This window comes from Rhizobium sp. 01N48 (assembly GCF_056399145.1).
Map to the genome: position 1 here is coordinate 108,129 of NZ_JBFTQT010000012.1, position 20,075 is coordinate 128,203.

The window sequence follows — 20,075 nt, forward strand, 5'->3', positions numbered from 1 at the left end:
GCCCGCTCTCTGTGAACAGCGGGCTTTTTTCTGTCGCGCGCCGCACCCACTTAGGCTAAAGACACCGAAATCGCGCAACGGCAGGGACTTCGCAGAGCTCATGACCATTTCCAATACCCGCCCGATCACTCCAGAATTGATCGCCGCCCACGGCTTGAAGCCGGACGAATACCAGCGGATTCTGGATCTGATCGGCAGGGAGCCGACCTTCACCGAGCTCGGCATTTTCTCGGCCATGTGGAACGAGCACTGCTCCTACAAATCCTCCAAGAAGTGGCTCCGCACGCTCCCCACCAAGGGTCCGCGCGTTATCCAGGGCCCGGGCGAAAACGCCGGTGTCGTCGATATCGATGATGGCGACGTCGTCGTCTTCAAGATGGAGAGCCACAACCACCCGTCCTACATCGAGCCTTACCAGGGTGCCGCGACCGGCGTCGGCGGCATTCTGCGCGACGTCTTCACCATGGGCGCCCGCCCGATCGCCGCCATGAACGCACTGCGTTTCGGCTCGCCTGATCACCCGAAGACGAAGCACCTCGTTTCCGGCGTCGTCTCCGGCGTTGGCGGCTACGGCAATTCCTTCGGCGTTCCGACGGTCGGCGGCGAGGTCGAGTTCGACGCGCGCTATAACGGCAACATCCTGGTCAACGCATTCGCGGCCGGCCTTGCCAAGTCCGACGGAATCTTCCTCTCCGAAGCCAAGGGCGTCGGCCTTCCCGTCGTCTATCTCGGCGCCAAGACCGGCCGCGACGGTGTCGGCGGCGCGACCATGGCATCGGCCGAATTCGACGAATCGATCGAAGAGAAGCGCCCGACGGTTCAGGTCGGCGACCCCTTCACCGAAAAGTGCCTGCTCGAAGCCTGCCTTGAGCTGATGCAGACCGGCGCCGTCATCGCCATCCAGGACATGGGTGCGGCCGGTCTCACCTGTTCGGCTGTCGAAATGGGCGCCAAGGGCGACCTCGGCATCCTGCTCGACCTCGACACCGTTCCGGTGCGCGAGGACCAGATGACGGCTTACGAGATGATGCTGTCGGAAAGCCAGGAGCGCATGCTCATGGTTCTCGAGCCCGCCAAGGAAGAAGTCGCCAAGGCGATCTTCGTCAAGTGGGGCCTCGATTTCGCGATCGTCGGCAAGACCACGGATGACCTGCGCTTCCGCGTCATGCACCAGGGCGTTGAAGTCGCCGACCTGCCGATCAAGGATCTCGGCGATCAGGCACCGGAATATGACCGCCCCTGGCGCGAAGCCGACAAGCGCGCACCGCTTCCGGCCAACTTGGTCGCAGCCCCCGAGGATTACGGCCAGACGCTGCTCAAGCTCGTCGGCTCGCCGAACGAATCCAGCCGCCGCTGGGTCTACGAACAGTATGACACGCTGATCCAGGGCAACTCGCTGCAGCTGCCTGGCGGCGATGCCGGTGTCGTGCGCGTCGACACGCATCCGACCAAGGCGCTTGCCTTCTCCTCCGACGTGACGCCGCGCTATGTCGAGGCCGATCCGTTCGAAGGCGGCAAGCAGGCTGTGGCTGAATGCTGGCGCAACATCACCGCAACCGGCGCCGAGCCGCTGGCAGCGACCGACAACCTCAACTTCGGCAATCCGGAAAAGCCTGAGATCATGGGCCAACTCGTGCAGGCCGTGAAGGGCATCGGCGAAGCCTGCCGCGCGCTCGACTTCCCGATCGTCTCGGGCAACGTCTCGCTCTATAACGAGACCAACGGCGTCGCGATCCTTCCGACCCCGACCATCGCCGGCGTCGGCCTGCTTGGTGACTGGAAGAAGATGGCGCGCATCGGTAGCGCATCCGATGGTGACAAGGTCATTATGATCGGCACCGACGGCAGCCACCTCGGCTCGTCCATCTATCTCCGCGACATTCTCGGCAGCACCGACGGCCCGCCGCCGGAAGTCGATCTCTTCGCCGAACGCCGCAACGGCAACTTCGTCCGCTCGGTTATCCGCAACGGTCAGGCAACCGCCTGCCACGACATTTCCTCGGGCGGCCTGGCGCTGGCTCTGGCGGAAATGGCGATGTCCTCGGGCAAGGGCCTGAAGATCAACCTCAGCGAAGGTCGCGGCGAAACCCACGGGCTCCTCTTCGGCGAAGACCAGGCACGCTATGTGCTGACCGTTCCGGCCGATGTCGCCAGCTTCGTCTGCGCCAACGCCGAAGGTGCGGGCGTTCCGTTCCGCCGCCTCGGAACGGTCGAGGGCGACGCGCTTGTCGTCGACGATCTGCTGTCGCTGCCGATTCAGCAATTGCGCCACGCCCATGAATCATGGTTCCCTGAGTTCATGGATGGCAGCGGCACGCTCGCTGCCGCGGAATGATGCGCAAGGAGTAATCGACCATGGCCATGAAACCCGGTGACATCGAAGACATGATCAAGGCCGGCATCCCCGGCGCAAAGGTGGTCATCCGTGATCTGGCCGGCGACGGCGATCACTACGCCGCCGAAGTCGTAGCCGAAGCCTTCCGCGGCAAGAGCCGCGTGCAGCAGCACAAGATGGTCTACGACGCGCTGAAGGGCAACATGGGCGGCGTTCTGCACGCTCTGGCGCTACAGACCTCGGCGCCGGAATAAGGGCCGCCGTCAAAGCCAGTTGAAAAATGCCCGGTTCCGCCGGGCATTTTTGTTTTTCGTCCTTCCGTGAACGCGCGCCGGCAAATCAATCGTGCCTCGGCTCTCGACGGCGGCACGTCTCCACTCTCGATTCCACACTCCAATCGTGCTCGATCGGCCAATCGCCGGTCGCTCGCCACGCGTTGTCGGCGCCGCGCGGCTGAAACGAGACGATCCGGATGACATCCGTGATCAAACGATAGACTTCGCTCCACATGGTCTTTCCTCTCGGGTAGATCGAGATGGCCATTGGATTCCGGTTGCCCAAGGTCTTCAAACGAGCTTATCGTGCGCTTCGCATGACTTGAGGTTATCCATGAAACGTGGTCGCCCACCTTTGACCGCCCTACGCAGTTTCGAGGTCGCGGCACGTCTGCGGAGCTTCACCCGGGCGGCCGACGAACTGCTAATTTCACAGTCCGCGGTTAGCCGGCAGGTGCGCGAACTGGAGCGGCAGCTTGGCCAGCCGCTGTTCGAGCGGCGCCACCGCATGGTCGTTCTCACCAGCTCGGGCGAGACGTTGCTGGCCGTCCTTACGGCGAGTTTCGACGCGATCGGCACATCTCTCGACCGATTGAAGGCCAACAAGCCCGCCTCTTCATTGTCGATCAGCGTCGAACCGTCCTTCGCGGCGGGCTGGCTGGCGCCGCGCCTGGCCTCATTTCGTCGCTTGCAACCGGATATCGACCTGTTGCTTGACGTGGACCCACGCCCCGTCGAATTCAGGGCCGGCCGTGTGGAGATCGCCGTTCGCCACAGCGCGATGAGAACGGAGTGGCCGAGGGTGGAATGCCAATGGCTCGCCGACGTGACAATGATACCGGTGATCGCGCCTAATCTGCTGAGTGCGCGCGGCCCCGTGACCAAGCCGACGTATCTGCTGCAATTCCCGTTGCTTCATGAAGACAATCGAGACCTTTGGCATCGCTGGTTTACGGCCGCCGGTGCACAGGCCGGCGAAACGCGAGGCTCGGTCTATCCCGATGGCGCGCTCATCCTGCAAGCGACGCTGCGCGGAGAGTGTATCGCATTGATGGACAGGATGTTTATCCGCGATGAGCTCATGGCGGGAGAACTTGTGCAGCCGTTCGATACCACCATTCCGCATGGCGCATACTGGCTTGTGGCCAGGAGTTTCGCTGATCTCTCGCCCCAGGCGTCTGTTTTCGTGGATTGGCTAAAAACCGCCTTGATTTCACAGGAGCCTTCAAAAGGCGATGGCCAGGCGTAACGGATCGGCAACAGCGGGAACATCAGACCGATAGGGCCCTCCTTTTTTTGTTCCCACCTGCTGGAATTCCGGTCGTCACATGCTATCTAAGCTTAACGATTGAAACGGCGGGCCTTTAACTCGCCTGTTGAAAGGATTAAGTCCCATGAGCGGCATCAACGAATTCATCGACAACGAGATCAAGACGAACGACGTCGTCCTCTTCATGAAGGGCACGCCGCAGTTTCCCCAGTGTGGTTTCTCCGGCCAGGTCGTGCAGATTCTCGATTACATCGGCGTCGACTACAAGAGCGTCAACGTGCTCGCTGATTCGGAAATCCGCCAGGGCATCAAGGATTACTCCAACTGGCCGACCATTCCCCAGCTCTACGTCAAGGGTGAATTCATCGGCGGCTGCGACATCGTCAAGGAAATGTTCCAGGCTGGCGAATTGCAGCAGCACTTCCAGGAAAACGGCGTAACCGTTCGCGGCGCTGCTTGACCTGACCGGTCACCGGGCGTCCGCCCGGTTTCCATTTCTGTATTTTGAGTCCGAGGCGCTGTGCTGAACAGCGCCTTGGCCTGTTTTTGGGAATTACATTGTGACAGATTCATCACAAGCCGCGCACGTGGGCCGCGTCCCCATGCGCAAGGGTGAGTTCATCGCGCTTGCCGCCTTCCTGATGGCGATCAACTCGCTGGCGATCGACATCATGCTGCCTGCGCTGCAGCAGATCGGCGCCAGCCTGAACGTCGAAAGCGAAAACCATCGCCAATTCGTCGTCTCCAGCTACCTTCTCGGCTTCGGTTTTGCCCAGCTCATCTATGGCCCGCTGTCCGATCGCTTCGGTCGCCGCATTCCCCTGCTGGCCGGCATCGGCATCTATATCTGTTCGTCGCTCGGCAGCGCGCTGATTCCCACCTTCGAAGGCCTGCTGATCCTGCGCTTCGTCCAGGGTCTCGGCTCCGCCGCCACCCGCGTCATCACCATCTCGATCGTTCGCGACATCTATGGCGGTCGGCAAATGGCCGAGGTCATGTCGCTGATCATGATGGTCTTCATGATCGTTCCCGTCATCGCGCCGGGCAGCGGCCAGATCATCATGCTGTTCGGCAGCTGGCACCTGATCTTCCTGTTCATCGCCGTCATGGCGGCAATCATTGCCGGCTGGGCCTATCTCCGCCTTCCCGAGACGCTGCGCCCGGAAAACGTTCGTCCCTTCACCGCGAAATCGGTGTTGGGCGGCTTCAAGCTGGTTCTGACCAACCGCATCGCGCTTTGCTACACGATCGCCAGCACCTTCATCTTCGGCTCGCTGTTCGGCTTCATCAACTCGGCGCAGCAGATCTATGTCGGCATCTACGGCCTCGGCGTCTATTTCCCCTTCGCCTTTGCCGGCGTTGCGGTCTTCATGTCGATGTCGTCGTTCCTGAACTCGCGGCTCGTCGGCAAGTTCGGCATGCGCCGCCTGTCGCATGGCGCGTTGCTCGGCTTCATCACCATCAACACCATCTGGCTGCTTGCCCTGGTGTTTGGGCCACATCCGATGCCGTTCTTCCTGTTCATCGGCTTCTTCGGCCTGGCGATGTTCCAGTTCGGCTGGATCGGCTCGAACTTCAATTCGCTGGCCATGGAGCCGCTCGGCCACGTCGCCGGCACCGCCTCCTCGGTCCTCGGTTTCATGATTACCGTCGGCGGCGCGCTGATCGGCGCCGGCATCGGCCAGGCCTTCAACGGCACCGCACTTCCCATGGTCGCCGGTTATTTCACGGTCTCGATCATCGGCCTCGTCTTCGTGCTGATCGCCGAGAAGGGAAAGCTCTTCCAGCCGCATAATCCGGCTGTTTGAGCAAGCATGCGACGATTGAGACACATCTATATTTCAGGACAATCACATGACGCCGCCCCATAAGCCGCATACCGAAAACCAGGGGTCCAGCCGTATCGGCATGGGCTTCCTCGAATTCGTCATCACCATCGCCATCATGACGGCAAGCGTCGCCATGGCGATCGACAGCATGCTGCCTGCCCTGCCCGCCATGGGCCACGCACTCAATGTCGCCAACGCCAACGACGCGCAGCTCGTCATCGGCGTTTTCTTCCTCGGCTTCGGCGTTTCGCAGATCATCTTCGGCAGCCTGTCGGACACGTTCGGCCGCCGCAACATCATGCTCGGTGGCCTCGCCGTCTATGTGCTCGCCATGTTCGGCGCCGCAGCGACCGGCAGCTTCGAGATGCTGCTCGTCATGCGCTTCATTCAGGGCCTCGGCGGCGCGGCCGTCCGCATCACCACCATGGCCGTCGTCCGCGATTGCTTCGGCGGCCGCGAAATGGCGCGCGTCATGTCCTATGTCATGATCGTCTTCATGATCGTGCCGATCGTCGCTCCCTCGGTCGGGCAGCTGATCATCACCTATGCCAACTGGCACTGGATCTTCATCCTGCTCGGCATCGTCGGCGCCATCCTGTTCATCTGGGCATCACTTCGCCTGAAGGAATCGCTGCCGCGCGAAGAGCGCATCCCGCTCTCCTTCGGCAACATCGTCGATGGCTTCAAGACGGTTCTGACCAACAAGATCACCTGCGGCTACATGATCGGCCTGACCATGTTCACCGCCGTCATCAGCGCCTACGTCATTTCCGTTCAGCAGGTCTTCGGCGAGGTCTACGGCCTTGGCGACTGGCTTCCGATCGCCTTTGCGGCGACCGCCGGCGGTATCGCGGTCGCCAACTTCGCCAACGGCTTCTTCGTGCGCAAGTTCGGCATGCGCCGCATCTCGCATGTCGCGATGATCCTCTTCACCATCATCTCGGCGATCGGCTTCTTCAAGGCGCTCGGCGGCACGCCAAGCTTCACGCTGGCCTATACGCTGTTCACGATCCTGCTGATGATGTTCGCCGTCATCGCCACCAACTTCACGGCGATCAGCCTGGAGCCGATGGGCAATCTCGCAGGCACCGCCACCTCCATCACCGGCTTCGTCTCGACCACCTTCGGCGCCATCCTCGGCGGCGGCGTCGGCCAGCTGTTCAACGGCACGGTGCAACCGCTCTTCGGCGGCTTCGCACTGTTCGGCCTGATCAGCATCGTGGCCACGCTCTGGGCCGAAGGCGGCAAGCTCTTCACCCACCCGGGCGACGATCCGCAGCTCGATCCGGGCGCTGGACATTTCTAAACGACCGCGGTAGCCGGTGCGCTGACATGCGCGCCGGCTCTTTTAATCTGGCTTCCACGAACTGCCGATCGTCGCCGGCTCGTCGGTCCCATCAGGAAGATCTGTCAATCGCCGTGCGTCCTGCGGCCGGCGTCCCGGCCTGGTTGGATGCAGCATCTCGGTGATTACGGCGTCGGCGGACTGGATAATGCCGACCTCTTCCATGCCTCTCAGCAGGCCGACCGTGGACAGCAGGTGCAAATTCGGCGGCTTGGCGATCAGGCGTAGCCCGGTGTCTTCGAAGAGAATTGCGACCGGCTCATCGGCGCTGAGATATTCAGTTATCCCGCCCTCATCCGACATGAAATCGACCATCGCCAGCTCGCCGGCATTCTTCTTGAGCTTCTGCCCGAGGCGGCGCTTCTCTCGCTCCAGTTTCCCGATATCGGTTTCCGCGATGACGAAAGGCGGGATGTTGCTATCGATGAACAGCTTGACCTCGTAATCCTTCAGATAGGACAGGTCGCTTGTCAGCTCGTCATAAGCCGCATCGACGATGACGATCCTCATGTCGAGCGCAAGCAAAAGCTCAAGCCGATCGGCAACCCAGAGACTGTTGATCGGCCCGGCATCGGGAAGGATGAGCGTACATCTCTTCATCCCATCCGCCAAAGCTTCACGAAAGTCGCCGCCTGCTCTTCGAGCTCATGAGCGGGCGGCAGCGGCAGCGGTAGATCGGCGTCGCCGAGCGCGACGAGCAGCGACGCATAGTCCCGCAACCCAAGGCGGCGAACTGCCTCCCGTCGCGACAACAGGCCCTTGGAATAGGCAAGAAGGACGTCATCGTCGGTCGGGGCCCGACTCGGCTCGACGATGGCTTCTAGATGTTCGCGGACGATCGCCGTGACCGTCGTTCGTTTCTCGGCCGCGTAGGTTTCCACGCGTGCCAGCAGTTCTTCAGGGAGATTGATCGTCGTGTGCTTGAGCATGCCCACCTCCGCTGACATTTATAGGAGCAACGAAGGTGGGATTGCAACGATCGGAACGGAAACGTCGCGACGCGGCGCTTTAAACCGTAAACACCTCGCGCCGCAGCAGCTCCCAGCTCTCCTTGTCCGGCGCGATCAGCAGGCCGCCGTCGACATGCTCTGGCAGATAGGCCGAGCCGTCGAAGCGCGCCGCATAGCCGCCGGCTTCGACGCAGGCGAGCGTGCCGCCGAGGTGATCCCAGGGCATCAGCTTGTTGTACATGAGGTAATGCACATGGCCGCCGGCGAACGCCCGGTGTTCGTGCGCGGCGCAGCGGTAGTTGCAGATGAAGCGAACCTTGGCGAGGTTGGCGAGCACTTCGGCGCGCTTGCCGGGCGCCAGAAAGCCCGTCGAGGCCATGCCGACCATCTGCTCGAGCGCCACGGGCGCGGTTGTGCGAAGGCGCTGCGTATCGCCATCAGGGCGATTCAGCCATGCGCCGGCGCCCTTCTCGGCGATGACCCAGTCGTCGCCCATCGGATCGTAGATGATGCCGGCGATGCATTCGCCATTCGCCACCACCGAGGCCATCACGCCGAAGGCGGGGATTCCCGAGGCGAAATTGAACGTGCCGTCGACGGGGTCGACGATGATCGACAGCGACGCATCCTTCAGCTTGCCAAGCAGCGCCGGATCGGCTGCGACGGACTCTTCGCCGATGAACAGCGCCTCCGGCCACAGCGTCGCGACCCCGGCCTTGATCATGCGCTCGGCTTCGAGATCTGCTTCCGTGACCAGATCGGTCGCCTCGGTCTTGGCGCGCACATCGTCGCTGYCGAGCCGGCGGAAACGCGGCAATATTTCCGCCTTCGCCGCCCGTCGCAAAAGATCGGCAAGCGTGGTGACATCTATCTTGGAAACCATGGTACATCCTTCCTGGCGCTGTGACATGCCGAAAGACCATGCCGCATTTCTGCGACAACGACATGTGTCAAAACAAGAGCTTACGCCCGCGACGAAATCAGGTTTTCGGCGCGGCATCGCCCGCCATCAGGCCGGCAAAGTCGAAAAGCTTGGGGTCGAGCAGATGCGACGGGTTCACATGCGAGAGCGCCCGCAGCATCGTGTCCTTGCGGCCCGGYATGCGGCGCTCGATATCGGCGAGCATGTCCTTCATCGCGTTGCGCTGCAGCCCGTCCTGCGAACCGCAGAGATCGCAGGGGATGATCGGAAACTGCATGGCGGCGGCGAATTTCGCCATGTCGTCCTCGGCGCAATAGGCCAGCGGCCGCAGCACCATCAGGTCGCCCTCGTCGTTCAGGAGCTTCGCCGGCATCGAGGCCAGGCGGCCGCCGTGGAAGAAGTTCATGAAGAAGGTTTCGAGAATATCCTCGCGGTGGTGGCCGAGCACCAGCGCGTCGCAGCCTTCCTCGCGAGCGATGCGATAGAGATTGCCGCGACGAAGGCGCGAACAGAGCGAGCAGTAGGTGCCGCCGGCCGGAACCTTCTCCTTCACGATCGAATAGGTGTCGCGATACTCGATGCGGTGCTTGACGCCGATCTTCGCCAGATATTCCGGCAGGATATGCTTCGGAAAGTTCGGCTGGCCCTGGTCGAGATTGCAGGCAACGAGTTCGACAGGCAGCAGTCCGCGCCATTGCAGATCGAGCAGCAGCGCCAGCAGGCCATAGGAATCCTTGCCGCCGGAAAGCCCGATCAGCCAGCGCTTCTGGCCCTTCAGCATGCCGAAATCGTCGAAGGCCTGGCGCACCTGGCGCAGCAGCCGCTTGCGCAGCTTGTTGAACGAGACGGAGCCTGGCGCATCGGCAAACAGCGCATGCGCGATCGCGCCCTCGGTCTCAGGCGTTTCAAGCTCGTCTCCGATGCTTGGCGCGATATTGGCTGCGATATTCATTGTCTCATCCGTTCAGGCCCCAGGTCGAAACCAAATCCCGTCTAGCAGAAAGCCGCGCCACAACCCAGCATCAATCTCCGAAAACCGACCATCCGGTGCGCGCCGCCAGCATTTCCAGCGCGACCGCGCCGAGCTGCGAATTGCCGACCTTGTTCAGCCCCGGCGACCAGACCGCGATCGAGGCGATACCGGGCGCCACAGCGAAGATGCCGCCGCCGACGCCGCTCTTGCCGGGAAGGCCGACGTGATAGGCGAAGTCGCCGGATCCGTCATAATGGCCGCAAGTCAGCATCAGCGCGTTGATACGCCGCGCGCGCTTGGGCGAAACGACCGAATGGCCGGTCATCGGGTTTGCGCCACGGGCAGCGAGGAAGAGACCGGCGCGGGCCAACTGCTCGCAGGTCATCGACAGCGCGCACTGGTGGAAATAGACACCGAGCACGTGCTCGACCGGATGATCGATGTTCTTGTAGGCGCGCATGAAATTGGCGAGCGCGAAATTGCGGTAGCCCGTCTGCGTCTCCGACTTGGCGACCTTGTCGTCGATCGTCACCGTCTCGTCATCGGCCAGATAGCGCACGAAACGTAGGACCTCGCCGATCGCCTCGCGCGGCTCGTGTCCGGCAAGCACCACGTCGGCAACGGCAATCGCACCGGCATTGATGAAGGGATTGCGGGGAATGCCGGCTTCCTGCTCGAGCTGGACGATGGAGTTGAAGGAATTGCCCGATGGCTCGCGCCCGACGCGCTTCCACAGCCCCTCGCCGACCTTGCCGAGCGCCAGCGTCAGCATGAACACCTTGGAGATACTCTGGATCGAGAACGGCACGGCAGCATCGCCGACGCTATAGACCTTGCCATCGACGGTCACGACCGAGAGCCCGAACTGCGTGGGATCGATCTTGGCAAGCTCAGGAATATAATCTGCGACCTTGCCCTCGCCGATGCGCGGCTGGAGTTCGGTATAGATACTGTCGAGGATTGCCTGCAAATCTGTCATCACGACCCCTCTCAAGATAACAAAAAAAGCCGCCCCGAGAGGCGGCTTTTCCGTATGCGAAAACGCCTCGCGATTAACGCGAATAGAATTCGACCACCAGATGCGGTTCCATGATGACGGCGAAAGGCACGTCAGCAAGAGCCGGTACACGAGCGAAGGTAGCAACCATCTTGTTGTGGTCGACTTCGATGTACTCAGGAACGTCGCGTTCAGCCAGGCTGATAGCTTCGAGAACCGAAACCAGCTGCTTGGACTTCTGACGAACTTCGATGACGTCGCCGGCCTTGCAACGGTAGGAACCGATGTTGACGCGAACGCCGTTCACGGTCACGTGGCCGTGGTTGACGAACTGACGGGCAGCGAAGACGGTCGGAACGAACTTGGCGCGATAAACGATCGCATCCAGGCGGGATTCCAACAGACCAATGAGGTTTTCAGAAGTGTCGCCCTTGCGGCGAGCTGCTTCGGCGAAGATCGCGCGGAACTGCTTCTCGCGCAGGTCACCGTAGTAACCCTTGAGCTTCTGCTTGGCGCGCAGCTGCACACCGAAGTCCGAGAGCTTGCCCTTGCGGCGCTGGCCGTGCTGGCCCGGGCCGTATTCGCGGCGGTTCACCGGGGACTTAGGACGGCCCCAGATGTTTTCGCCCATACGGCGGTCAATTTTGTACTTGGACGATTCGCGCTTGCTCATCGTATTTCCTTTCAGAATGTTACGGCGGTTTGTTTCCAAACCGCTCGAAGGAAACACGCCCTCCTTTGGCCTCTTTGAGGGAGGCCCGACAGGATTTTCCGGTTACGCGAACTGGAAACTCCACGGGACATGTCAAATGAAACACGGGACATTGCTGCCCCGTGCTGGCGCGGTCTTTAGGGTGAAGTCACTGGAATGTCAATCACAATCCATGGCCGCACCGGCAAAACCGTCTGATCTCGAGAAAGCCGGAACGGCTTGCTTCCAAGAATGCCCGGCGGGCTTACTTCATCGCTGCCTTCTGGACTTTAAGGCCAAGCGCGTCGCTGATCGTGTAGAACAGGTCGGTCTGGTCGGTCAAACCGCTGACGTTGGCCGCGCGCGGACCGTAGGCAGCGATACGCAGCTGCGAGCCGGTGTGGCCCTGGTCGTCAACTTCATCAGAGTTGCCATAGCTGACGGCCATCACGGCGCCGTCCTTGGTCATCAGCGCTTCCGTCAGGCCGGGCGCCTTGGCGCTGGCGTCGATGATCTGGCTGGCATGCGCGTGGTCGGCGGTGACGATGACGAGCGTATCGCCCTTCTGCTCGGCGAACTTCAGCGCTTCCTGGACCGCTTCGTCGAGATCGACAGTCTCGCCGATCTGGCCGCAAGGGTTGGCGGCGTGGTCCTGCTTGTCGATCGAGGCGCCCTCGACCTGCAGGAAGAAGCCCTTCTCGTTCGTGCTGAGCAATTCGATCGCCTTCGACGTCATCTGCGCCAGCGTCGGAGTGGCGGCCGTGCGCTTCTCGTTCGGCTTGCAGACGACGGGCTCCTTCTCGACATTGCCGTAGTGGCTGGCCTGCGGGCCCTGCCAGCGGATCGGCATGTTGCCCTCGGCGAAGAGGCCGAGAACAGGTGCGCCGTCATTGGCCTGCTTGACGGCTGCAAGCTCGTCGGCGTTGGTGACGATCTTGTAGCCGCGCTCTTCGGCCTGCTGGCGCAGCGTCTTGCCCTTCCATTCGCCGGCCTTGGCCATCTCGCCGAAGCTCTTGGCGCCGCCGCCGAGCGTCACGTCGGCGCGGGCATTGATCAGCTGCTCGGTGATCGAGCCCTTGCCACCGTTCTCAAGCGCGTTGCTGGCGCACTTCTCGGTCGTCGCTTCAGGACCGTAGCACTTGCGCTGCGTCACATGCGCGATCTGCACGGCAGGCGTCGCGTCCTGCAGCTCGGCGGTGGACACGTTGCCCGTTGCCAGACCCGCGGCCTTGGCCTTCTCCAGCAGCGTCTCGTGCGCCTCTTCGCGGATATCGACGCCGATCGCACCGTTATAGCTCTTCACGCCGGTTGCCCAGGCGGTGCCCGATGCGGCGGAGTCGGTAACATAGGTCGGCTTGCCGGTCTTCTTGTCGAGCGAGTAATGGGTGTACTGGCCGGTGACAGGCAGAGCATCGATGCCCTTGAAATACTGGCCGGCGCCAACGGCGTAGTTGCGCGCGATGGTGATTTCGGAATCACCCATGCCGTCGCCGATCAGGAGAATCACGTTCTTCGGGCGGCCGTCGACGATCGCAGCGCGGTAGGCTTCGGTGATGTCGCCGGAGATGCGGCGTGCGCCGCCGGGCGTGCTCAGGTCCTCGCTGGCGCCGCGCTCCATGAGCTTGGTCGCAGCCGCATCGGCGGCATGAGCAGGCTGAATGGCAACGGTGGCAAGCAGCGCTGTTGCGAATGCTGTGATCGCACGGGTGGAATTCGACATGGCCAACATCTCCTTTGGGCAAAAGGTCTAAATACGCCCGCGTGGGGCATGCGGGGTTATCCACCCCTGAGATGAACAGCATGTGACACGAGCAACCCTATCGTGTACCGAGCGCCGATACACGACAAAAAACCGCAAGGCGGCTTTCTATCTCAGAACGTGAATACGGAAGCTGGCTGCTTTTATTCAGCAGCCGACTGCACGTCATCTACGTCAGGCGCATTGGCATCACCAGGCGCCGTCTGGCAGTTGATGTCGGGGAAAGCGACAATGCGCTTGCCGGAGAAATCGGTGTGGACGACAACCGTCCCCTGCTCCTCGAAATAACCGAGAAGACGCCGCGCGCGACGGGCAGAATGCGTGCCATAGGCGCGCGCGATGCGGGCGTCCGACGGGCAAGGCTCGCCGCAGACCGCGGCCTTGGCGAGCATCAGGAAGACGCCCTGCAGATCATCCGTCACGCCTGAGGACAGCGACAGTGCCGTCGCCCACGCTTCCGTCCCGGCTGTCTCGGGATCGACGCCCGAGCGCGATACGGCGACGCGGCGGCGGAACTCCGGCAGCGACATCGGCGATCCCGGCACGCGGCGCATGCGAAGGCGCACGAGGAATTCCTGATAGAGCACCGAATCCGTGCGGAAACCCGAGCCCGGATCGTCGAGGATCTCGCTGAGCACGGCAGAGACACGCTCCTCACGGTCTTCCGCCGACATTTCCGGCTGGCTGGCGCGACCTTCGGATGGCTGCGGCGCGGTGGCGGCGGGTGCGGAGCGCGAAAGCTCGGCCAGGATATCCGTGGTTGGGCGTGGCGCGGGAGCAGCGCGGCGCACGATCGGCCGCTGGAACTCTTCCGGATCCGGCGTGAAGATCAGGTCTTCGACATCCTGAGGAGAGTCCGGCAGCGGCATCAGCTTCGGGCTCGACGAACGCGCCGAGGTCTCGACATTGCCGATCTGGATCGGCAGCGGCCGGCGCGACAGGGCCGGGCCGAGCGCGACGAAATTACCGCGCTTCAGGTCGCGGAACATTTCCGCCTGGCGACGGTCCATGCCGAGCAGGTCGGCGGCGCGCGCCATGTCGATATCGAGGAAGGTGCGGCCCATCAGGAAGTTGGAGGCTTCGGCCGCGACGTTCTTGGCGAGCTTGGCCAGACGCTGCGTGGCGATGACGCCGGCCAGACCGCGCTTACGGCCACGGCACATTAGGTTGGTCATCGCGCCGAGGGACATCTTGCGCGCATCGTCGGAGACTTCGCCGGCCACCGACGGCGCAAACATCTGCGCTTCGTCGACGACCACGAGAACGGGATACCAGAACTCGCGGTCGGCATCGAACATGCCGTTGAGGAAGGCGGCGGCGGCGCGCATCTGCTGCTCGATCTCGAGCCCTTCGAGCGTGAGAACGCAGGAGACGCGGTGCTGGCGAATGCGGTTGGCGATACCCGCAAGTTCCGCCTCGGTGCGCTCGCCATCGACGACCACATGGCCGAACTTGTCGCTCAACGTGACGAAATCGCCCTCGGGATCGATGATGACCTGCTGCACCCACGGCGCGGATTGCTCGAGCAGGCGCCGCAACAGGTGCGACTTGCCGGAGCCGGAATTGCCCTGAACAAGGAGACGGGTCGCCAGAAGCTCCTCGATATCGAGCGTGGCCGGATTGCCTCCCGACGCCGATCCCATATCGATACCAACCTGCAAGTCCCATTCCCCTTCTGAAATCAACGCCACTCTTTAGCAGATTCGCGGCGGAATGCTCGGCCTACCGAACAAAACCCACAAGCAATCACAGCTTTTCGAATCAAGCCGCCTTGTCCGCCACGACCGCGCTTGCATGGCTCTCGGCACGCGGTATCAGCATTCGGGTGAAGAGCAGGCTGACGGCAAGCGGAATGAGCAGTATACCCAGCCCGACACGCAGCCCGAAGGCTTCGGCGACGAAGCCGATCGCCGGCGGGCCGACGAGGAAGCCGCTGAGCGCGATGAAGGTCAGGATGGCGACGCTCGCGGCTGCCGGCCGGTCCGTCAGGCTGGCGGATGCCGTCACCGCCAGCGGGAAGCCGACCGAGACGCCGACGCCGATCGCAGCAAAACCGATCAGCGCCACCGCGGTGTTCGGCGCAAGCAGCACGATCACCATGCCGGCCAGCGACGCGCAGCCGCAGACCCGCGCGATGGCAACGGCGCCGAAGCGGCTCTTCATGTAATCGCCGCCGAAACGCCCTGTCGCCACGAGGCAGGCGAAGACCGAGTAGCCGAGGCCGGTCAGCGCGCCGGTCGCAAACAGCACGTCTCGCAGATAGACAGCGGACCAGTCGGCGATCGCGYCCTCGGTCATGGTGATGCCGAAGGTGAAGGCGCAGATGCCGAGAAGTGCTGCGCTCGGCAGCTTGAATGGCGCGCTTTGCGCATGCGATGCCTCCGCCGCCGGATCGGGGCCGTGCGGCAACCGCACGCTGACGAGGAGCGCGATCGGCAGCACCAGCAGCGCGATCAAGGCGATCGACCAGTTGGCCGGCAGATGCAACGCCGCGGCCCCCACGCCGAGCAAGCTGCCCGCCATGATGCCGAGGCTCCAGAAGCCATGGCAGCGGCTCATGATCATGAGGCCGGTCGTCTTCTCCGCCCGATCGGCCTCGACATTCAGCCCAAGCTCAAGCGTCGAAAGCGTGACGCCAAGGATCATCAGCGCGAAGAACAGCGTCGTGATATTGTCGGCGAAGGCCGGCAGCGACACGACCGCGAGAAAAGCCACGAAACCATAGATGATCGTCGCGCGTCCGCCGATCTTCGCGACCAGCCGACCGGCGAAGGGCAAGGTCATCAGCGTGCCGATCGGCAGCCCGAGCAGCGCGATGGCAAGATCCGCTGGCCCCATGCCGAGCTTCGCCTGCACATCGGGAATGCGCGGCAGCCAGCTGCCGAAAGCGATCGGCTGCAGAAAGAAGATCAGCATCACAAGTCTTTGAAACGACATAAGACATTCCCCTGTTCGCGTCAGGGAGCCGAAGCCCGCGAACGATTGTCCATCTGTGAGCTTGCGATATCGGCATCGCGAAGGAAAGCGCCGACGGCGCGAAAGATCGCCGCAACGAGGCTATGTCACCTGACGGTGAGACCAAATCCCTGCATCAGCCGTTTCGTCGAAAAATCCGGATTGCCCGAGGTAAAGACCGCGAAGTCGAAATTGTCGGGATGCACAGCATCGGCCACTTCAGGCACGAGACTGCGCGCCCGCCGGGCGATGGCCTCCGCCGGATCCAGCCAGTCGACCGGCCACGGCGCTAGCCTTCTGAAGATGTTGGCCATGAACGGATAGTGCGTGCAGGCCAGCACGACGATATCCGTCTTCCTGCCGTCCTTTTCGACGAAGCACTGGGCGATCTCGGCCATCACGGCCTCGTCGGAGAGCGTATCGCCGCGAATATAGGCTTCCGCCATGCGCGCCAGATTTTCCGAACCGACGAGGCGCACATGGCACTGCTGCGCGAAGGACTGGATGAGATCGCGCGTATAGGCGCGCTTGACGGTTCCGGGTGTCGCGAGCACTGAGACGAGGCCCGAGCGCGTCCTCTCCGCCGCCGGCTTGATCGCCGGCACCGTGCCGACGAAGGTCATGTCAGGGAATGCGGCGCGCAGATCGGCGCCGGCCAACGTGAAGGCCGTGTTGCAGGCGATGATGCAGACCTCGGGGTCGTACTCGCGAAGCAACCGGGCGAAGAGAGCGATRATCCGCTCCTTCAGAGCCTGCTCTTCCCATCCGCCATAGGGAAAGCCGGCATCGTCGGCGACATAGATGAAACCGCGCTCCGGCATCAGCACGCGCGCCTCGCGCAGCACCGTCAGCCCGCCAATACCTGAATCGAAGACCAGGACGGGTTTCAGCTCATGCGTCGCTGCTGTCATCTTCCTGATGTTCCTTGACGTCTACGGGCGCCCGGCTTCCGCGCGGATATTTCCGCGAGAAACGGTCGAGGGAGGAGATCACGCCGCGCATCACGCTGATTTCCTGCTCCGTGAAGGCGCGGCGGGAAAGGACTGCCCGGAGATTGTCGATCATTTTGGGCTTTTTCGCGGGCGGATGGAAATAATTGCGCGAATCCAGCGCTTCTTCCAACTGGTCATAGAGCCCGTGCAATTGCTCTTTCGTCGATGGCGTCTGCTCCATCGCCTGGAAGGGAACGCTGCCGAGATCGTCCATGCCCGATTTCATCCACTCGTAGGACATCAGAAGCACAGCCTGCGCGATATTCAGCGAGGCGAAGGCGGGATTGACCGGGAAGGTCACGATCTCGTCGGCCAGCGCAACCTCTTCGTTGGACAGGCCCCAGCGCTCGCGCCCAAAGAGGATGCCGGTCCCCTCGCCCGCTGTAAACCGCGCGCGCAGCGTCTGCGCCGCCACCACGGGCGAACGCACCGGCTTGAAGCCATCGCGCTCGCGCGCCGTCGTCGCATAGACGAAATTGAGATCGGATATCGCCTCTTCCAGCGTCTCGAACACCTTGGTGCCTTCGATCACATGGTCGGCCTTCGACGCTGCGGCCTGTGCCTTCTCGTTCGGCCATCCGTCGCGCGGATTGACGAGGCGCAGTTCGGACAGACCGAAATTCGCCATGGCCCGCGCCACCATCCCGATATTCTCGCCCATCTGCGGTTCGACCAGAATGATGACGGGACCTTCCGTCAGAAGAAGACGCTCGCTGTTCGTGCCTGCCATGAAGTCAAAATCCTTTTGCTAGGCGCGGAAATAGCCAAGACGGGCTGAAACGGCAAGGCTTACGCGTCCGGATACAGCCGCTCCAGCGTCAGCCCGATCATCTCAAGCCCTTGCCGCCAACCCTTGCTGGCATGCGGATGGTGCCGCGTGGTCGATACGGGAATCTTGCGATCGACAAAGAAACACTCCGAGCGGCGCGCCGATGCAGACGTGACGCGGGCGAGACTGGTCTCGATCAATTGGCGCGTGTCGTCGTTGACAATCGAAGCCTCTCGGTTCTTCGCCATCATCCGCGCCCAGTAGGTGGCGGCCAGAAAGATCGCCAGCGTCTGCCGGACCTGTCCCGGCCTGGTGACAACCGACCATGACGAGCCGAGCGGCCGCGCCGTCGTCGCCAGATCCTTGTAGGCGGCGTCCAGCGTCTGCGACAGGCCGATGAGCCTGTGTCGCGGCTCGCCGGCGGCGGTGGCCTTCAGCAGCGCGGTGAGTGCCGCGAACCATTTGTCGAGCACGAGATCGAGCGCGCCGCGGGTGCGCGCCGGAAAGACGACGAAGGCGACCAGCGTGCCGACGGCCGCGCCGAGTGCGGTTTCCTCGACGCGCAGCAGAAGCAGATCGAGCGTCAGCGATCCGATCATCCCGTAGATCAGGCAAAGCGCGATCGACACGAAGAAGGTCATCGTCGCATAGCTCGTCTGCAGGAAGTAGAAGGCGAGGAAAATGGAGAGGCTGGTGATCACAAGCGCCGGCGCCAGATGGCTGCTAAGCAGCGTCGCGAGCAGAAGCCCGATGCCGATGCCGAACAGCGTGCCCACTGAACGCTGCAACGCCTTCATCGCGGTATCGCCGCGCGAATTGGTGTTGGTGAAAACGAGGAAAGAGGCGAGCACCGCCCAGAACCAGCGCTCGCGCGACAGGCCGAGACCGAGCGTCATGGCGATCGCCGCGGCGACGGTGATCTGCAGCGCCGAGCGCATGAGCGGATTGCTCAACGAGAAATCCAACTGAGACGCTGAAGCCGGCGTCTCAGCCACGGCGGCGATATCGGCAAAGCCCGTCCGGTTGCCCTCATCGATGGTCTCGACGAGCTCAGCGCGCGCATTGCCGAGCCTGATCAGAGCGCGTCGAGCCTCGGCCGAGGGACCTTCGTCATCCTCGGCGGGCGGGCGCACCTTGTGGCCCTCGATGATCCGATGCACCAGCTCGAAAGGCGGCAGCGATTGCGAGCAGAGCATGATCGCGCCCTCCGCCGCCAGATGCGCGTCGAAAAGACGGATCGCCAGCTCGCCCGCCGGCTCGGTGCCGGCATCGAAGACGCCGCTTGGGGGCCTGGGAATGAAGCTCTCGGCCATCAGCACCACGTCTTTCAGCCGCTCCTCCAGCTGATTGAGCTCCTGCCGGTCCGCATCCGAAACGTGCCCATCTGCCGCAAGTGCGGCGATCTTGAACAAGATCTGGTTGATCCGCCCCTGCACGCTCTCGAGCGATCGCAACAGATCGCGCCGCCAGTCGTCGGGCAGCACGACGGAGCGCACCGCATGCGCGATCAGCGAGGAGACGATAGGACCGATCGCCACCAAGGGCAGCTCGGCAAGCGGCGGCTGGAAATAGGCGCCGAGGAAATACGACATGAAGGCGAACATGCCGATCGCATGGCCGCGCGGCCCGAAGACGCGGGCGGACGCCGCGAGGAAGATAATCAGAAGAAAGGCGGCGTCGGAGATCAGCCGGTGTCCTTCCAGCCCGGCGGCGATGAGCACGACCACCAGACTGGCGGCGCAACCGAGAAGCCGCGTCACCAGCTGCCGCCCGCCGCCCTTGTCGCGCACCGCAACACCGCCCTCGATCGCCAGCACGATCCCAAGCCCATAGGAGGCGATCGGCAGCGGAAACAGCAGCGAATGGATGACCAGCAGAACACAGAAAGAGAGCGCCACCGACAGCGTGACGCGCAAGGCCATCCTCAGCCGCGACAGCGCCGGATCGTTGGCTAGCAGCCAATCTCGGAAATCAAAACCGGAAAACAAAGAGTTCAGGCCCCGGAGCGGAGGA

General features: G+C 62.7%; 18 protein-coding genes. 6 read left to right on the top strand and 12 right to left on the bottom strand.

Going from position 1 to position 20,075, the window contains the following annotated elements:
- Positions 1–100 precede the first annotated feature (100 nt).
- The 6 genes from purL (at position 101) to AC1DOG_RS20915 (ending at position 7,015) form a co-directional block, all read left to right on the top strand.
- Positions 101–2,335, top strand: a complete 2,235-nt coding sequence (gene purL, locus AC1DOG_RS20890; RefSeq protein WP_477930734.1) for a phosphoribosylformylglycinamidine synthase subunit PurL — start codon at positions 101–103, stop codon at positions 2,333–2,335.
- Between the two features lie 20 nt (positions 2,336–2,355).
- Positions 2,356–2,589 (top strand): BolA/IbaG family iron-sulfur metabolism protein, encoded by a 234-nt coding sequence (locus tag AC1DOG_RS20895; protein WP_018902199.1) that lies wholly within the window; start codon positions 2,356–2,358, stop codon positions 2,587–2,589.
- Between the two features lie 355 nt (positions 2,590–2,944).
- Positions 2,945–3,859: a LysR substrate-binding domain-containing protein gene (locus AC1DOG_RS20900; RefSeq protein ID WP_477930736.1), complete on the top strand. Its 915-nt coding sequence runs from the start codon at positions 2,945–2,947 to the stop codon at positions 3,857–3,859.
- Positions 3,860–4,004: 145 nt separating this feature from the next.
- Complete coding sequence (gene grxD / locus AC1DOG_RS20905) at positions 4,005–4,340, top strand: Grx4 family monothiol glutaredoxin (protein WP_018902196.1); 336 nt, start codon at positions 4,005–4,007, stop codon at positions 4,338–4,340.
- Positions 4,341–4,482: 142 nt separating this feature from the next.
- The gene (locus tag AC1DOG_RS20910) at positions 4,483–5,688 is read left to right on the top strand and encodes a multidrug effflux MFS transporter (protein WP_477930738.1); all 1,206 of its coding nucleotides are present in this window, start codon (positions 4,483–4,485) and stop codon (positions 5,686–5,688) included.
- 46 nt (positions 5,689–5,734) lie between these two features.
- Positions 5,735–7,015 (top strand): multidrug effflux MFS transporter, encoded by a 1,281-nt coding sequence (locus AC1DOG_RS20915; protein ID WP_477930740.1) that lies wholly within the window; start codon positions 5,735–5,737, stop codon positions 7,013–7,015.
- A gap of 42 nt (positions 7,016–7,057) precedes the next feature.
- Here the strand turns inward: AC1DOG_RS20915 and AC1DOG_RS20920 are convergent, their stop codons facing one another.
- The 12 genes from AC1DOG_RS20920 to AC1DOG_RS20975 all read right to left on the bottom strand — a co-directional run bounded on the left by AC1DOG_RS20920 (position 7,058) and on the right by AC1DOG_RS20975 (position 20,050).
- Positions 7,058–7,654, bottom strand: a complete 597-nt coding sequence (locus AC1DOG_RS20920; RefSeq protein WP_477930742.1) for a hypothetical protein — start codon at positions 7,652–7,654, stop codon at positions 7,058–7,060.
- The gene (locus tag AC1DOG_RS20925; RefSeq protein WP_477930744.1) at positions 7,651–7,983 is read right to left on the bottom strand and encodes a hypothetical protein; all 333 of its coding nucleotides are present in this window, start codon (positions 7,981–7,983) and stop codon (positions 7,651–7,653) included. The genes AC1DOG_RS20920 and AC1DOG_RS20925 overlap by 4 nt, the downstream gene beginning before the upstream one ends.
- Before the next feature lie 79 nt (positions 7,984–8,062).
- Positions 8,063–8,887: an inositol monophosphatase family protein gene (locus AC1DOG_RS20930; protein WP_477930746.1), complete on the bottom strand. Its 825-nt coding sequence runs from the start codon at positions 8,885–8,887 to the stop codon at positions 8,063–8,065.
- A 97-nt stretch (positions 8,888–8,984) separates the two neighbouring features.
- A complete protein-coding gene (gene ttcA, locus AC1DOG_RS20935) occupies positions 8,985–9,878 on the bottom strand; it encodes a tRNA 2-thiocytidine(32) synthetase TtcA (protein ID WP_477930748.1) in 894 nt (297 codons plus the stop codon).
- Positions 9,879–9,948: 70 nt separating this feature from the next.
- On the bottom strand, positions 9,949–10,878 hold the full coding sequence (locus AC1DOG_RS20940) for a glutaminase (protein ID WP_113199982.1): 930 nt from the start codon (positions 10,876–10,878) through the stop codon (positions 9,949–9,951).
- A 73-nt stretch (positions 10,879–10,951) separates the two neighbouring features.
- Positions 10,952–11,569 (bottom strand): 30S ribosomal protein S4, encoded by a 618-nt coding sequence (rpsD, locus tag AC1DOG_RS20945; RefSeq protein WP_477930750.1) that lies wholly within the window; start codon positions 11,567–11,569, stop codon positions 10,952–10,954.
- Between the two features lie 283 nt (positions 11,570–11,852).
- On the bottom strand, positions 11,853–13,307 hold the full coding sequence (gene phoA, locus AC1DOG_RS20950) for an alkaline phosphatase (protein WP_477930752.1): 1,455 nt from the start codon (positions 13,305–13,307) through the stop codon (positions 11,853–11,855).
- A gap of 182 nt (positions 13,308–13,489) precedes the next feature.
- Positions 13,490–15,007, bottom strand: a complete 1,518-nt coding sequence (locus AC1DOG_RS20955; RefSeq protein WP_477930754.1) for a helicase HerA domain-containing protein — start codon at positions 15,005–15,007, stop codon at positions 13,490–13,492.
- Between the two features lie 100 nt (positions 15,008–15,107).
- On the bottom strand, positions 15,108–16,283 hold the full coding sequence (locus AC1DOG_RS20960) for an MFS transporter (protein ID WP_477930756.1): 1,176 nt from the start codon (positions 16,281–16,283) through the stop codon (positions 15,108–15,110).
- 125 nt (positions 16,284–16,408) lie between these two features.
- Positions 16,409–17,212: a glutamate racemase gene (gene murI / locus AC1DOG_RS20965; protein ID WP_477930758.1), complete on the bottom strand. Its 804-nt coding sequence runs from the start codon at positions 17,210–17,212 to the stop codon at positions 16,409–16,411.
- The gene (locus AC1DOG_RS20970) at positions 17,193–18,023 is read right to left on the bottom strand and encodes an RNA methyltransferase (RefSeq protein ID WP_477930760.1); all 831 of its coding nucleotides are present in this window, start codon (positions 18,021–18,023) and stop codon (positions 17,193–17,195) included. Before AC1DOG_RS20970 ends, murI begins: the two co-directional genes overlap by 20 nt.
- Before the next feature lie 59 nt (positions 18,024–18,082).
- Positions 18,083–20,050 carry an FUSC family protein gene (locus tag AC1DOG_RS20975; protein ID WP_477930762.1) on the bottom strand — a complete coding sequence of 656 codons (1,968 nt, stop codon included), beginning with the start codon at positions 20,048–20,050 and terminating at the stop codon, positions 18,083–18,085.
- Positions 20,051–20,075 lie beyond the last annotated feature (25 nt).